At 74.6% G+C, this 14386-nt stretch carries 17 protein-coding genes; 5 read left to right on the top strand and 12 right to left on the bottom strand.

Annotated elements, in window-relative coordinates:
• Positions 1-71 precede the first annotated feature (71 nt).
• The 3 genes from mce to WAA21_RS13345 all read left to right on the top strand — a co-directional run bounded on the left by mce (position 72) and on the right by WAA21_RS13345 (position 3583).
• Positions 72-551, top strand: a complete 480-nt coding sequence (gene mce / locus WAA21_RS13355; protein WP_336923310.1) for a methylmalonyl-CoA epimerase — start codon at positions 72-74, stop codon at positions 549-551.
• A gap of 40 nt (positions 552-591) precedes the next feature.
• Positions 592-2049: a hypothetical protein gene (locus WAA21_RS13350; protein WP_336923309.1), complete on the top strand. Its 1458-nt coding sequence runs from the start codon at positions 592-594 to the stop codon at positions 2047-2049.
• Positions 2050-2125: 76 nt separating this feature from the next.
• Positions 2126-3583, top strand: coding sequence for an AI-2E family transporter (locus tag WAA21_RS13345; RefSeq protein WP_336923308.1), 1458 nt, complete (start codon positions 2126-2128; stop codon positions 3581-3583).
• A 19-nt stretch (positions 3584-3602) separates the two neighbouring features.
• On the opposite strand, the gene WAA21_RS13340 is transcribed toward WAA21_RS13345, so the two are convergent.
• From WAA21_RS13340 to WAA21_RS13330, 3 genes are read right to left on the bottom strand one after another with little or no spacing between them, the layout of a single operon-like run.
• Complete coding sequence (locus WAA21_RS13340; RefSeq protein ID WP_336923307.1) at positions 3603-3896, bottom strand: Dabb family protein; 294 nt, start codon at positions 3894-3896, stop codon at positions 3603-3605.
• Complete coding sequence (locus WAA21_RS13335) at positions 3893-4729, bottom strand: alpha/beta hydrolase (RefSeq protein ID WP_442893291.1); 837 nt, start codon at positions 4727-4729, stop codon at positions 3893-3895. The genes WAA21_RS13340 and WAA21_RS13335 overlap by 4 nt, the downstream gene beginning before the upstream one ends.
• A 39-nt stretch (positions 4730-4768) precedes the next feature.
• Complete coding sequence (locus WAA21_RS13330; RefSeq protein WP_336923306.1) at positions 4769-5881, bottom strand: SGNH/GDSL hydrolase family protein; 1113 nt, start codon at positions 5879-5881, stop codon at positions 4769-4771.
• A 71-nt stretch (positions 5882-5952) separates the two neighbouring features.
• Between WAA21_RS13330 and nucS the strand changes: the two genes are divergently transcribed.
• The gene (gene nucS / locus WAA21_RS13325; RefSeq protein ID WP_336923305.1) at positions 5953-6645 is read left to right on the top strand and encodes an endonuclease NucS; all 693 of its coding nucleotides are present in this window, start codon (positions 5953-5955) and stop codon (positions 6643-6645) included.
• Between the two features lie 19 nt (positions 6646-6664).
• On the opposite strand, the gene WAA21_RS13320 is transcribed toward nucS, so the two are convergent.
• The gene (locus WAA21_RS13320) at positions 6665-7000 is read right to left on the bottom strand and encodes a hypothetical protein (protein ID WP_336923304.1); all 336 of its coding nucleotides are present in this window, start codon (positions 6998-7000) and stop codon (positions 6665-6667) included.
• A 76-nt stretch (positions 7001-7076) separates the two neighbouring features.
• Here WAA21_RS13320 and WAA21_RS13315 point away from each other — a divergent pair, with 76 nt between their 5' ends.
• On the top strand, positions 7077-7727 hold the full coding sequence (locus WAA21_RS13315; protein WP_336923303.1) for a cob(I)yrinic acid a,c-diamide adenosyltransferase: 651 nt from the start codon (positions 7077-7079) through the stop codon (positions 7725-7727).
• Between the two features lie 18 nt (positions 7728-7745).
• On the opposite strand, the gene WAA21_RS13310 is transcribed toward WAA21_RS13315, so the two are convergent.
• The 8 genes from WAA21_RS13310 to WAA21_RS13275 all read right to left on the bottom strand — a co-directional run bounded on the left by WAA21_RS13310 (position 7746) and on the right by WAA21_RS13275 (position 14383).
• Positions 7746-8198 carry a DUF2550 family protein gene (locus WAA21_RS13310; protein ID WP_336923302.1) on the bottom strand — a complete coding sequence of 151 codons (453 nt, stop codon included), beginning with the start codon at positions 8196-8198 and terminating at the stop codon, positions 7746-7748.
• Positions 8199-8241: 43 nt separating this feature from the next.
• Positions 8242-8517, bottom strand: coding sequence for a F0F1 ATP synthase subunit epsilon (locus tag WAA21_RS13305; protein ID WP_442893290.1), 276 nt, complete (start codon positions 8515-8517; stop codon positions 8242-8244).
• Entirely contained in the window at positions 8517-9977 is a 1461-nt protein-coding gene (gene atpD, locus WAA21_RS13300; RefSeq protein WP_336923301.1) for a F0F1 ATP synthase subunit beta, read from the bottom strand. The genes WAA21_RS13305 and atpD overlap by 1 nt, the downstream gene beginning before the upstream one ends.
• Positions 9978-10042: 65 nt before the next feature.
• Positions 10043-10969 carry a F0F1 ATP synthase subunit gamma gene (locus WAA21_RS13295; protein WP_336923300.1) on the bottom strand — a complete coding sequence of 309 codons (927 nt, stop codon included), beginning with the start codon at positions 10967-10969 and terminating at the stop codon, positions 10043-10045.
• 67 nt (positions 10970-11036) lie between these two features.
• Positions 11037-12677, bottom strand: coding sequence for a F0F1 ATP synthase subunit alpha (atpA, locus tag WAA21_RS13290; protein ID WP_336923299.1), 1641 nt, complete (start codon positions 12675-12677; stop codon positions 11037-11039).
• A 58-nt stretch (positions 12678-12735) separates the two neighbouring features.
• Complete coding sequence (locus tag WAA21_RS13285) at positions 12736-13557, bottom strand: F0F1 ATP synthase subunit delta (protein WP_336923298.1); 822 nt, start codon at positions 13555-13557, stop codon at positions 12736-12738.
• Positions 13557-14153, bottom strand: a complete 597-nt coding sequence (locus WAA21_RS13280; protein ID WP_336923297.1) for a F0F1 ATP synthase subunit B — start codon at positions 14151-14153, stop codon at positions 13557-13559. The genes WAA21_RS13285 and WAA21_RS13280 overlap by 1 nt, the downstream gene beginning before the upstream one ends.
• Complete coding sequence (locus WAA21_RS13275; RefSeq protein ID WP_336923296.1) at positions 14153-14383, bottom strand: ATP synthase F0 subunit C; 231 nt, start codon at positions 14381-14383, stop codon at positions 14153-14155. Before WAA21_RS13275 ends, WAA21_RS13280 begins: the two co-directional genes overlap by 1 nt.
• Between the last annotated feature and the right edge of the window lie 3 nt (positions 14384-14386).

Raw genomic sequence — 14386 nt, 5'->3', positions numbered from 1 at the left:
GTCCTCCGCGCGGTCACCGACCGCTGTTGGGCGGCGCGCCCGCCGGGCCGCCCGCGCGTACCGTGGGCGCCGTGACGGCCACCGTGTGGGAGGGCATGCCGGGCGTGCTGGGAGTCGACCACGTCGGCGTGGCCGTGGCCGACCTCGACGAGGCGCTGCGGTGGTACGCCGACGTGCTCGGCCTGGTGTGCACGCACCGCGAGCGCAACGACGAGCAGCAGGTCGAGGAGGCGATGGTGGCCGCCCCCGGCGCCGGCGGGGGCGCGCAGGTGCAGCTGCTGGCCCCCACGTCCGCGACGTCCCCCGTCGCGCGCTTCCTCGACCGCAGCGGGCCCGGCCTGCAGCAGCTGGCGCTGCGGGTGGTCGACGTCGTCGCGGCGGCCGAGCACCTCCGCTCGCGCGGCGTGCGGGTGCTCGACCCGCAGCCGAGGCGCGGCACGGCCGGCAGCCTCGTCGCCTTCGCCCACCCCAAGGACTGCGGGGGCGTGCTCGTCGAGCTCGTGCAGCCCGCGGGCGACCGGGCCCCCGCGGTCGTCGAGCACCCGCAGTAGCCTCCCGACCACATCCCCGACAGGCGCCAGGAGAACCCGCGTGAGCGACATCAGCCCCCACCAGTTCGCCGTGGTCATGCGCGGCTACGACCGCGCCCAGGTCGAGGCCCGCATCGCCCAGCTCGAGCGGTCCCTGCGCGAGGCGCGCGGCCGCGTCGAGGACCTCGACGGGCGCTCGATGCGGCTGTCGGGGGAGCTCTCGGAGGCGAACCGGCAGCTCCGCGAGGCCGAGCGGCCGTCGTACTCCGGGCTCGGCGCCAAGATCGAGCAGCTGCTGCGCCTCGCGGAGGAGCAGTCCTCCGACATGGTGCAGCAGGCCCGCAGCGACGCCGAGGAGATGCGCGCGCAGGCGCGTCTGGAGGTGACCGACCTGCGGGCCGGGGCCGAGAACGCCGTCGCCGAGACCCGCGCCACCGCCTCCAGGGAGGCGCAGGAGAGCGTCGAGCAGGCCCGTGCGGAGGCCGAGGAGCTCCTCGCCGACGCCCAGCGGCGTGCCGACGACCTCGTCCAGGCGGCCGAGCGGCAGGCCGCCAGGCTCGTGTCGACCGCCGAGCAGGAGGCCTCGGAGAAGCGCTCGAGCGGCGAGCGCGACGCCGCCCGCCTCCGCGCGACGGTCGAGCGGGAGGTCACCGAGGTGCGCCTGACGGCCCGCCGCGAGGCGGAGGACGCGCGGTCGCAGGCCAAGCAGGAGGCCGACGCGATGCGCGCGGAGGCGCAGCGCCTGCTCGAGCAGGCCCGCGAGGAGGCCGAGCAGCAGCGCGCCGACCTCGAGATGGAGCTCGTGTCGAAGCGCGAGGAGGCCGAGCGCGACATCGCGGCCCGCCACGACGCCGCCGTCCAGCAGGCGCAGGCCGTCGTGGGCGAGGCCGAGGGACGCGCGAGCGCCGCCGAGGCACGGGCGGCCAAGGCGCTGCAGACCGCCGACGCCACCCGCCGCAACGCCGACGAGCAGGCGAAGCAGCTCGTCGGCAACGCCCGCCGGAACGCCGACGAGGCGCTGGCGGCGGCCCGCCTGCACGCCGAGCGCGTGCTCGCCGAGGCGCGGGCCGAGGCGGAGCGCTCCCGCGGCACCGCGCAGCGCGAGGTCGACGACCTCACGCGGCAGCGGGAGTCCATCACGTCGCACCTCAACCAGCTGCGGAGCCTGCTCGGCGGCGCCGCCGTGCCCCAGCTCGACACGTCCGGCTCCCCCGCCGCCATCGGCGACCGCTCCGCGGAGCCGGCGGAGGAGGAGGACGTCGTCGACGCCGAGGAGGTGCACGACGACGAGAGCGAGCCCGGCGACGACCCCGCCGACACGGCAGACGCCCCGGGCGGGGACCCGGACAGCTGGGACGGCGCGGACGGCGGGAGCGACGACTCCACCGTCGAGGGTCGTGACGAGGGTCCTGACGGGGGTCCCGACGAGGCGACCGACGGGCACCCCCACGAGGGCGACGTGACCGGCGAGGACGAGGTCGGCGTCGGTCCGGCCGGCGGCCGGCCGGACGGCGGCTGAGCCCCGGAGCCGACGCGACCGGGTGTTCGCCCGCGGCCACCCGCCGGAGCGGTCCCCGTCCGCCTACGGTGGGCGCGTGAGCAGGACAGGGACCCCGACGGGTGGCGCCTCGGCCCGCCCCGGGACGGGGTCCCCGGGGTCCGCCCACGCGCAGCCGTCCGCCGAGCCGTCCGAGCGGCCGTCCGCCGACGCGCCCCCGGACCAGCCGACCCGGCGCGACGACCACGACGACCGCGACGACCACGACGACCACGACGACCACGACGACCACGACGACCACGACGACCACGACGACCGGGCCGACCGGGCCGCACCGCCTGCCGCCGCGGGGTCGACGGGCGGGGGCCTGCCCGCGGCGGCGGCGCGCGCGACCGGCAGCGCCCCCGTGCCCCCGCGGCCGACCGGTACGGCGCCCGCCGCGGACCCCGTCGCCGCGCTGGGCGCGGACGGTCCGGAGGCGCCGGAGGTGTTCCCCGACCCCGGCGCCCCGCCCGGGCGACGGGCCGTCGGCGCGTTCACGCTCGGCTTCACCGGGGCGCTGGGGGTCCTGCTCGCCGTCGGCATCGTCCAGGCGGTCGTGCAGGCCGGCCAGATCGTCACCCTCGTGTTCGCCGCGCTGTTCCTCGCGCTCAGCCTCGACCCCTTCGTCAGCTGGCTCGAGCGGCGCCGGCTGCCGCGCCCGGCGGCGGTCGCCGTCACCTTCGCCCTGCTGCTCGCCGGGGTCGGCGGCTTCGTCGCCGCCGTCGCGCCGCTCGTGGTGGAGGAGGGCAGCCAGCTCATCCGGGTGTCGCCGTTCTACGTGCGTCGCATCGAGCAGAGCGGGCTCGCGCAGTCCCTCGACGCCCAGTTCAACATCTTCGAGCGCATCAACACCGAGCTGGAGAACCGGCTGCGCAGCAGCACCACCATCGACGCGCTCTTCGGGGGCATCCTCGGCGCGGGCCGGGCGGTGGTCACCGGCGTCTTCAGCCTGCTCCTCGTCCTCGTCCTCACGCTGTACTTCCTCGCCTCGCTGCGCAGCATCACCGCCGGGGCGTACCGGTTGGTGCCGCGCACCCGCCGGGCCCGCTGGCAGGCCATCGGCGAGGAGGCGCAGCGGCGCGTCGGCGGCTACGTGCTCGGCCAGCTCGGCGTCGCCAGCCTCAACGGCCTGCTCTCCTTCGTCGTCATGACGGTGCTCGACGTGCGCTACTCCGTCGCGCTCGCCTTCGCGGTAGGGGTGTTCGGCCTCATCCCGCTCGTCGGGGCGACGCTCGGGGCGATCCTCGCGTGCACGGTCGCGGCGCTCGGCGACCTGAGCGACGGCATCGTGCTGGCCGTGTGGTTCCTCGTCTACCAGCAGGTGGAGAACTACCTCATCCTGCCGCGGATCATGTCGCGCACCGTCGCGGTGCCGAGCACGCTCGCGGTCGTGGCGGCGCTCGTCGGCGGGTCGCTGCTCGGGCTCATCGGCGCCCTCGTCGCCATCCCGCTCGCCGCGACCGTCCTCCTCGTGGTCAAGCAGGTCGTGTACCCGCGCCAGGAGGCCCGCTAGGGCCTGCCCGGCCGCGTCGTCACCAGCGGACGAGGTCGAGCTCCTGGAAGGCGGCCACCTCGGGCAGCCACCGGTCCTCGACGAACGCGCGGTGGTCGGGGTGCTCGTCGTAGGCGCGGTAGGCCTGCTCGTCCGCGAACCGCATCGCGAGCTGGAACCGGTGGTCGCTCTTCGGGCTGACCTGGCGGTTCACCACGAGGTCGGTGACCCCGGGGATGCGCGACAGCGTCTCGCGGGCGTCGGTGAGGAACCGAACCTCGGCCTCGGAGCCCTCCGGGTGGACGAGGCGGAAGCTGACGGTGTGCTCGATCACGGGGACTCCTCGGTGGCGGACGGGGTCCCCGCGGTCCGGGGCCCTACGACGCGGGTGGTCATCCTGTCGTAGGGCCCCTCCCACGACGTCGGCAGCGGGCCCGCCCCGGGTCGCACCGCCTCGACGACGTGGTCGAGCACCGTGCGGACGTGCTGCTCCCCCACCCACAGGTGCTTGGCGCCGTCGACACCGACGACGCGCGCCTGCGGCACCGCCGCGAAGCGCTCCCGCGCCTGGTCCGGACGCAGGTAGTCGTCGTGCTCGGGCACGAGCGCGAGGACGTCGCGCCCGTCCTCGGCCCAGAACGCGAGGTCCGCGTCCGTGGTGAAGCGCAGCGGAGGGGACAGCAGCACGAGGCGCTCCACCAGCGGGGCGCGCGCGTGCAGGAGCGCGAGGTCCGTGCCGAACGACCAGCCGAGCACGTTCACGTGCGGCAGCCCGTGGTCCTCGGCGAAGGCGAGCGCGGCGGCGACGTCGTTCGCCTCCCCCCGGGCGGCGTCGAAGGCGCCCTCGCTCGTGCCGCGCCGGCTCGTGACGCCGCGCAGGTTGAAGCGCAGCACGGCGAGGTCCGCGAGCGCCGGCAGCCGCCACGACGCCTTGAGCAGGACGTGGCTGTCCATGTAGCCGCCGTGCGTGGGCAGCGGGTGCAGCGTGACGAGCGTCGCGCGCGGCTCGCGCTCCTCGGGCAGCGCGAGCTCGCCCACGAGGCGGAGCCCGTCGGGCGTGTGCAGCTCGACGTCCTCCCGCCGGGCGGGCAGCCGGGTGGTCGGGCCGATCTCGACCGGACCGTGCGCCGGGGCGACGACGACGTCGAGCTCGGGTGGCTGGCTCACCGGCGGCACGCTACCGGGCCACCGGCTGCCGGTCGGTGCTCAGCGACCGGCGCGGGACCGCTGCCCCCAGCAGGGGCTGTGCCAGTGCCGGCGTGCGGCCGCGGCCTCGCGCTCGAGCAGCGGACGCTCCTGCGGCCACGCGACGACGTGCGGCGTGCCGGGCGGGACCGGCTGGCCGCACCCCGGGCAGGTGTACGGCTTCGTGCTCGTCGAGCCGCTGATCCGCCGCACCACCCACGGCCCGTCGCGGTGGTGCTCGACGGCGTCGACGGCCGGCAACGACCGGCTGCGCTCGTCCTCGTCCGCGGCGAGCGCCGCGCGCTGCCACTTCGACAGGCGTCCGGGGCGGCGCGAGCGCGAGGCCATGCCACCAGTGTCGGCCATGCGGCCGCGCAGCAGCGGCCCCGGGCCGTAGCGGGCGCACCACAGCACGTGCGAGGCGTGCGCGCCGAGGCGCGCGCCCGGGCCGGGCTCGGGGACGCCCGGCAGCGCGCCGGGCGGCAGGAGGCCGCGCGCCTGCAGCACACCCGCGACGGCGCGCGCGAGGTGCACGTGGCCCGCCCTGCCGGGGTGCAGGCGGTCGAGGCTCAGCACGCCGTCGCGCACGGGGCGGCCCGAGCGCAGGTCCAGGCCGAGCCGGTCCGGGTCCAGCCGGTGGGCTCCGGCCCCGTCCGACACCCGGCGCACGACCTCGTCGGCGACCGCCGTCGCCGAGCGGACCCGCCGGCTCACCGAGGGGCGCAGCGGCGGACCGGCGGCCACGTCGTGCAGGCCGAGGGCCAGCACCGCCGACCGGGTGCCCGCGACGAGCGCCTCGACCCCGGCGCGGTAGTCGGCCTCGAAGGCGTCGGCGTCGAAGGACGGCGAGAAGACGTCGTTGACGCCGGTGAACCAGGTCGCGACGTCCGGCCGGAGGGCGAGGGCCGCGCCGAGCTGCTCGTGCCGGACCCGGGCGGTGCGCGAGCCGGTCCGGGCCAGCACGTGCAGCTCCACCGGAGCCCCCAGGCCGTCGGCGAGGCCAGCGAGGTGGTGCGGCCAGCCGTGCAGGCGCCCCAGCACCCCGGCGAGCAGCGGCAGCGCCGGGTCCGGGTCCCCCACGCCCACGGACAGGCTGTCGCCGAGCACGACGACCCGCAGCGGCCCGCTGCTCACGAGCCACCGACCCGGCGCCCGCCCGGGACACCCACCCCGGGGTGCAGGGGCGAGGCACTAGCCTCGCCGCCGTGCGCCTCGTGATCGCCAGCTGCTCGGTGGACTACGTCGGGCGGCTCACCGCGCACCTGCCGCTCGCGACCAGGCTGCTCGTGCTCAAGGCGGACGGCTCGGTGCTCGTGCACTCCGACGGCGGCTCGTACAAGCCGCTCAACTGGATGTCGCCGCCGTGCCGCACGAGCGTCGAGGCCCCGGCACCCACCGACCCCGAGGGCGCGACCGAGGTGTGGCGCGTCCGCGCCGCGAAGTCCGACGACGAGCTGCGCGTCGTCGTCCACGAGGTCCTCCACGACCACAGCGCCGACCTCGGCGTGGACCCGGGTCTGGTCAAGGACGGCGTGGAGGCGCACCTGCAGCGCCTGCTCGCCGAGCACGTCGACACCTTCGGCCGGGGCTACCGCCTCGTCCGGCGCGAGCACATGACGCCCATCGGGCCCGTCGACCTGCTGCTGCGGGACGCCGCGGGCGGCCACGTCGCGGTCGAGGTCAAGCGCCGCGGCGAGATCGACGGCGTCGAGCAGCTCACCCGCTACCTCGACCTCATGAACCGCGACCCGCTGCTCGCGCCGGTCCGCGGGGTGTTCGCCGCGCAGGAGATCAAGCCGCAGGCGCGCGTGCTCGCCACCGACCGAGGCATCGACTGCCTCGTCGTGGACTACGTCGAGCTGTCCGGGCGCGACGACCCCACCGCCCGCCTGTTCTGACCCCCGGCCGGCGTCCCGCTCAGCCGCCGGAGCCCGCCACGCGCAGCACCTCGCGGGCGAGGTGCTCGTCCCTCGGCCACACCATGACGCGCGGGCCCGCGGTGGTCGGCGCGAGCGTCGCGCGGATGTCGTGGGCGAGCAGGCGCTGCCGGAGCAGCTCGGCCTCGACGAATGTCGACGGTCGGGCCACCGGCACGAGCAGGCCGTAGTCCTCCTCGCCGCCGGGCACGGACCGGCGCTCGACGAGCGACTTGCCCCGGGTGAACGTCCACCGCAGCAGCAGCACGAGGACGGCCACGGCCGCGAGCCCGACGAGCGGGCCGAAGGCGTAGCTGTAGCTCCCCCAGTCGGGCACCGCACCAGTGTGCGCCCCGCCGCCCGCGGCGTCGCGCCGGGCGGCCGGGGCCGGGGGGTCCCGTTAGCGTGAGGCCGTGGTCATCCTCTCGCGCATCTACACGAAGACCGGCGACGCCGGCACGACGGCCCTCGGCGACATGTCCCGCACGTCGAAGACCGACCCGCGGCTCGTCGCCTACGCCGACACCGACGAGGCGAACTGCGCGATAGGCGAGGTGGTGGCCGGGGCCCGCTCGCCCGAGGGCCGCGAGGGGCTCGACGACGACGTGCTCGCCCTGCTGACGCGCATCCAGAACGACCTGTTCGACGTGGGCGCCGACCTGTGCGCGCCGCTGCGGCCGGCGTACGAGTACCCGCCGCTGCGCGTGCAGGAGCAGTACGTCGCCGACCTCGAGGCCGCGATCGACGTGTACAACGCCGACCTGCCGGCGCTGCGGTCGTTCGTGCTGCCCGGCGGCACGCTCGCGGCGGCCCGGCTGCACACCGCCCGGACCGTCGTGCGCCGGGCCGAGCGCTCGACGTGGGAGGCGCTCGAGCGCTACGGCACCGAGCCGGTCCCGGTCGACGACGGCCCCGGCGGGGTGAGCGTGCTCGCGGCGCAGTACCTCAACCGGCTCTCCGACCTGCTCTTCGTGCTGTCGCGGCACGCGAACCGCGAGGTCGGCGACGTCACGTGGGCGCCGGGCGGCGGGCGCCAGGAGGCACCGGGGCGCAGCGACGGCTGAGCCGCGCCGGGGCGGTGCTCAGGCGACGTTGACGCCGCGCCCCGGCGGCCCGGACTCCACCCACAGCGTGAGCGCGGCCGCGGACGACGCGGGCACCGCGAGCTCGACGCTGCGCGCGCCGATGCTGCCGTGCAGCACGGTGAGGCCCCCCGGCACCGGGTCGTCGTCGCCGGCGGTCCAGCGCCCGTACAGCTCCAGCGAGGCCCGCTCCATGAGCAGGCCCCGGGAGGCGAACGGCGTCCACGACGGGAACCACCGCAGGCAGTGCGTGTCGAAGCGCGCGGCCCCCCGCCGCCACCGGGCGAAGGGACCGCGGGAGCCGGGCAGGCGCACATAGCAGCGGAACGCCCCGAGGCCCCGGGATACGTGGAACCAGCGCAGCGTCAGCAGCAGACCGAGGCCGAGGAGCACCCCGACGCCGACGAGGACGAGCGCCTCCACGGGCGGCGACGAGCGCCAGACCGTGGCCACGTAGGGCCCGAGGAAGGCGTCCGTCGTCGTCCCCTGCCGGCCGTCAGTCCCCGGACCGGCCCTCGGACACGTCGACGTGCTGTGCGACGACGGTCACGAGGTCGTGGTCGACCGAGAGGAAGCCGTTGGACACCTCGGCCACGAGCCGCGACCCGTCCACCGGCTCGACGGACACGGGTCCGTCGGCCAGCAGCGACAGGAAGGGCTCGTGACCGGGCAGCACGCCGAGCGAGCCGTCGGGGGTGCGGGCCGAGACCAGGTTGGCCTCGCCCGACCACACCTGCCGGTCGGCGGCGACGAGCTCGACGCGCAGGGCCATCAGGACCCGGTCTCCTTCTGGATCCGGTCCCACTGCTTCATGACGTCGTCGAGGCCGCCGACGTTGTAGAACGCCTGCTCGGCGACGTGGTCGAGCTCGCCGTCGGCGATCTTCGAGAAGCCCTCGATGGTGTCCGCGAGCGGCAGGGTCGAGCCCTCGACGCCCGTGAACTTCTCGGCCATGTACGTGTTCTGGCTGAGGAACTGCTGGATGCGCCGCGCCCGGTTGACGACGACCTTGTCCTCCTCGGACAGCTCGTCGACCCCGAGGATCGCGATGATGTCCTGCAGCTCCTTGTTGCGCTGGAGGATCTGCTTGACCCGGATCGCCGTCTCGTAGTGCTCGGTCGAGATGTAGCGCGGGTCGAGGATGCGGCTCGTCGACGTCAGCGGGTCCACGGCCGGGTACAGGCCCCGCGAGGCGATGTCGCGCGAGAGCTCCGTGGTCGCGTCCAGGTGGGCGAACGTCGTCGCCGGCGCGGGGTCGGTGTAGTCGTCGGCCGGCACGTAGATGGCCTGCAGCGACGTGATGGAGTGGCCGCGCGTGGAGGTGATGCGCTCCTGGAGCAGGCCCATCTCGTCGGCGAGGTTCGGCTGGTAGCCGACGGCGGACGGCATGCGGCCGAGCAGGGTCGAGACCTCGGACCCGGCCTGCGTGAACCGGAAGATGTTGTCGATGAAGAGCAGCACGTCCTGGTTCTGCACGTCGCGGAAGTACTCCGCCATGGTGAGCGCGCTCAGCGCGACGCGGAGCCGCGTGCCCGGGGGCTCGTCCATCTGGCCGAAGACGAGCGCCGTCTTGTCGATGACGCCGGACTCCGTCATCTCGCCGATGAGGTCGTTGCCCTCGCGGGTGCGCTCGCCGACGCCGGCGAACACCGACACACCACCGAAGTTCTCGGCGACGCGGTAGATCATCTCCTGGATGAGGACCGTCTTGCCGACGCCCGCACCACCGAAGAGGCCGATCTTGCCGCCGAGCACGTAGGGCGTGAGCAGGTCGATGACCTTGATGCCGGTCTCGAACATCTGGGTCTTCGACTCCAGCTGGTCGAAGTTCGGCGCCTCGCGGTGGATCGGCCAGCGCTCGGTGACCTCGAAGGTCTCCCCCTCCTTGAGGTTGAGCACGTCGCCGATGGTGTTGAACACCTTGCCCTTGGTGATGTCACCCACGGGGACGCTGATCGGCCCGCCGGTGTCGTGCACCGGCGCGCCGCGCACGAGCCCGTCGGTGGGCTGCATGGCGATGGCGCGCACGAGGTTGTCGCCGATGTGCTGGGCCACCTCGAAGGTGAGCGTCCGGCTGTCCTCGCCGACGGTCACCTCGGTGGTGAGGGCCTGGTAGATGCCGGGCATGGCGTCGACGGGGAACTCGATGTCGACGACCGGGCCGATGACGCGGGACACGCGCCCCGTGCTGGCGGAACCGGTCGCGGACTGCTCCACGGCGGTGGCGGTCATGGTGTTCCTCCGGTCTGGTCGTGCGTGGCTCTCGAGACCCCGTCCCAGGGTCTCACCTGGGTGGCTTACTGCTCGCTCTGGGCGGAGGCGAGGGCGTCGGCGCCGCCGACGATCTCGCTGATCTCCTGGGTGATGGCCGCCTGGCGCGCGGCGTTGGCCTGCTGCTGGAGCTTGCGGATGAGGTCGCTGGCGTTGTCGGTCGCCGACTTCATCGCCTGCTGGCGGCTCGCGAGCTCGCTGGCGGCGGCCGACAGCATCGCCGAGTAGATCCGGCTCTGGATGTACTGCGGAAGCAGCGCGTCGAGCACCGAGTCGGGGTCGGGCTCGAAGGCGTACAGCGGCAGGGCGTCCTTCCGCTCGTCGCCGGCCTCGTCGCGCACCTCGGCGACCTCGTCGACGACCTCGACCGGCAGCAGCCGGATGACGGTCGGCTCCTGCTTGACCATGTTGACGAAGCGCGTGAAGACGATGTGGATCTCGTCGACCCCGCCGTCCGCACCTCCCTCGAGGAACGCGTCGACGAGGGTCTGCCCGACCTCGGCGGCCGTCTCGAACTGCGGCGCGTCGGAGCTGCCCGTCCACGACTGCTCGATGTGGCGCCTGCGGAAGGAGTAGAACGTCACGCCCTTGCGGCCGAGCAGGTACGGCACGACCTCGCGGCCCTCGCCCCGCAGCCGCTCGGCGAGCCGGTCGCCCTCGCGGATGACCGCCGAGGAGTACGAGCCCGCGAGACCGCGGTCGGCGGTGACGACCAGGACCGCCGAGCGGCGCACGTCCTCCCGCTCGGTCGTGAGCGGGTGGTCGACGTCGGAGAACGACGCGAGCGCCGACACCGCGCGGGTGATCGCGCGGGCGTACGGCGCGGCCTCCCGGCTGCGCTGCTGCGCCTTGATGATGCGCGAGGCCGCGATCAGCTCCATGGCCCGGGTGATCTTCTTGGTCGAGGTCACCGTGCGGATGCGCTGCCGGTAGACGCGCAACGAGGCTGCCATCGGGCTGCGTCCTCCTTCTGTGTCTCGGTCGGGTGGGTCGTCGTGGGATCAGTCCGTCGTCCGCGCCTCAGCGACGGCGGACGATCTGCTCCTGGTTGACGTCGTCCTCGTCGATCGGCTCCGACTCCTCGTGACCCGGCGCGTTGATGCCGTGACCCTCGCCCGTGCGGAAGGACTTCTTGAACTCCTCGATCTCGCGGTCCAGCGCCGCCGTGGCGTCGTCGTCGAGCTTGCCGGTCTCGCGGATGCCGGGGAGCACGATGTCGTTGCGGCGCAGGTGGTCGAGGAACTCCTGCTCGAAGCGGCGGATGTCCTCGACCGGGACGTCGTCGAGCTTGCCGTTCGTGCCGGCCCAGATCGACACGACCTGCTCCTCGACCGGGTACGGCGTGTACTGCGGCTGCTTGAGCAGCTCCACGAGGCGCTCGCCGCGGGCGAGCTGGGCGCGCGAGGCGGCGTCGAGGTCGGAGGCGAACATCGCGAAGGCCTCGAGCGCGCGGTACTGGGCGAGGTAGGTGCGCAGCGAGCCCGAGACGGACTTCATGGCCTTGACCTGCGCCGCGCCGCCGACGCGCGACACCGAGATGCCGACGTTGATGGCGGGGCGCACGTTGGCGTTGAACAGGTCGGACTCGAAGAAGCACTGCCCGTCGGTGATGGAGATGACGTTGGTCGGGATGAACGCCGACACGTCGTTGGCCTTCGTCTCGATGACGGGCAGGCCCGTCATCGAGCCGGCGCCCAGCTCGTCGGACAGCTTCGCGCAGCGCTCGAGCAGCCGGGAGTGCAGGTAGAAGACGTCGCCGGGGTAGGCCTCGCGGCCCGGCGGGCGGCGCAGCAGCAGCGAGACGGCGCGGTAGGCCTCGGCCTGCTTCGACAGGTCGTCGAAGATGACGAGCACGTGCTTGCCGCCGTACATCCAGTGCTGGCCGATGGCCGAGCCGGTGTAGGGCGCGAGGTACTTGAAGCCCGCGGGGTCGGAGGCCGGCGCCGCGACGATCGTCGTGTACTCCAGGGCGCCGGCGTCCTCGAGGGCACCGCGCACCGAGGCGATGGTCGAGCCCTTCTGGCCGATGGCGACGTAGATGCAGCGGACCTGCTTGCTGGGGTCGCCGGACTCCCAGTTCGCCTTCTGGTTGATGATCGTGTCGATGAGGACGGCGGTCTTGCCGGTCTGGCGGTCGCCGATGATGAGCTGGCGCTGGCCGCGGCCGATCGGCGTCATGGCGTCGATCGCCTTGATGCCGGTCTGCAGCGGCTCGCGGACCTCCTGGCGCGCCATGACCGAGGGCGCCTGCAGCTCCAGGGCGCGGCGGCCCTCGGTCGCGATCTCACCGAGGCCGTCGATCGGGTTGCCGAGCGGGTCGACGACGCGACCGAGGTAGCCGTCGCCCACCGAGACCGACAGCACCTCCCCGGTGCGACGGACCTCGAGGCCCTCGGTGATGTGGCCGAAGGGGCCGAGCACGACGACACCGGTCTCGCGGACGTCGAGGTTGAGCGCGAGGCCCAGCGTGCCCGCCTCGTCGTCGAAGCGGACGAGCTCGTTGGCCATGACGCCGGGCAGGCCCTCGACCTGCGCGATGCCGTCGCCGGCCTCGACGACGCGGCCGACCTCCTCGGTCGACGAGCCCGTCGGCTCGTACGAGCGGACGAACTCGTCGAGCGCGTCGCGGATCTCCTCCGGACGGATGGTCAGCTCGGACATCTCGTGCTCCTCGGGTGTGCTCTGGTGTGTGTCTCAGGTGTGGGGGTGTGGCCGGCGCTCAGCGGCCGAGCTGCTCGGCCGCGGCCTGCAGCCGGCGCGCGACCGTGCCGTCGCGCACCTCGTCGCCGACCTGCACGCGCATGCCGCCGACGACGCCGGGGTCGACGTCGATCGCGAGCCGGACGGTGCGGCCGTACGAGCGCGACAGGGCCGCGGCGAGGCGCTGCTGCTGCTCCTCGGTCGGCCACGTCGCGACGCTGACCCGGGCCACGAGCCGCTCGCGGCGCTGTGCCGCGGCCTCGACCACGAGGTCGAAGGCCTCCTCGGGGCGACGGCCCCGGGGCGCGGCCGCCATCCGCGTGACGAGGACACGGGACTCCTCGCCGAGCGAGCCGCCGACGAGGCGCTCGACGAGCCGGCGGCGCGCCGCCGGCGTCGCGTCACGCCGCGACAGCGCGGAGCGCACGTCGCGGTCGCCCGCGAGCGCGCGCCCGGCGACGTCGACCTCCTGCTCGACCGCGTCGAGCCGGCCGCCGGCCTCCGCGGCGGCGAGCACCGCGTCGACGCCGAGCAGCTCGGTGGCGTCGGCCAGGTCGCGGGCCTCGCTCCAGCGGGCGCGGACGGCGCCCGAGAGCAGGTCGACGGCGTCGGCGCTCACCTTGTCGCCGAGCAGCCGCTCGACGAGGCGCGCCTTGTCCTCGCCGCGGCGGGAGGCGTCGGTGAGCGAGCGCCGCAGCGAGATGGAGGAGTCGAGCAGGTCCGTCACCGCGAAGAGCTCGGTGCCCAGCTGCGACCGCGCCGCGGGGTCCGCGGTTCGGTCGAGCAGCGCCTCGAGCCGCTCGGCGGCCTCGGCGTGGCTGGTGCGGCTGACGCCTCGCATCAGACGGTCCCGCCCCCGGTCGCGCCGGTGCCGGCGCCGCTCGTGCGCGCGCCGCCCTGCTCGGCCTCGAGGTCGGCGAGGAAGCGGTCGACGACCCGGCGCTGCCGCTCCTCGTCGCTCAGCGACTCCCCGACCACGCGACCCGCGAGGTCGACCGCCAGCCGGCCCACCTCGCCGCGCAGCTGCGCGACGGCCTGCTGGCGCTCGGCCTCGATCTGCCGCGTCGCCTGCTCGGTCACCCGGTCGGCCTCGGCCTGGGCCCGCCCGCGCATCTCGGAGATGATCGCGGCGCCCTCGCCCCGGGCCTGCTCGCGGATGCGGCCGGCCTCCTCGCGCGCCTCGGCGAGCTGCTGCTCGTACTCGTGCAGCCGCGCGTCGGCCTCGGCCTGCGCCTTCTCCGCCCGCTCGAGCCCGCCCTGGATCTTCTCGTTGCGCTCGTCGAGGACCCGGAGGTAAGACGGCAGCACGTAGCGCCAGAACAGGACGAACAGGACGACGAAGACGACCGCCGACCAGATGATGTCGTAGTACGCGGGGAGCAGGACCGGACGTTCGGCCCCCTCCGCCGCGAGCACGGCGAACGGTGCGGACGACATCAGGCGAAGACGAAGCCGGCGGCGAAGCCGATGAGGGCGAGCGCCTCGGTGAAGGCGATACCGAGGAACATCGTCGTCTGCAGGCGACCCGCCATCTCCGGCTGGCGCGCCTGGCCCTCGACGGTCTTGCCGACGAGGACGCCGATGCCGATGCCGGGGCCGATCGCCGCGAGGCCGTAGCCGACGGTGGCGATGTTGCCCGTGAGGCCGGCGAGAACGGTGGTGTCCACTGG

The sequence above is a fragment of the Aquipuribacter sp. SD81 genome (genome assembly GCF_037153975.1).
GTDB lineage: Bacteria > Actinomycetota > Actinomycetes > Actinomycetales > JBBAYJ01 > Aquipuribacter.
Note: the sequence above shows the minus strand (reverse complement) of the source record. Positions and strands in the feature narration are given on the sequence as shown.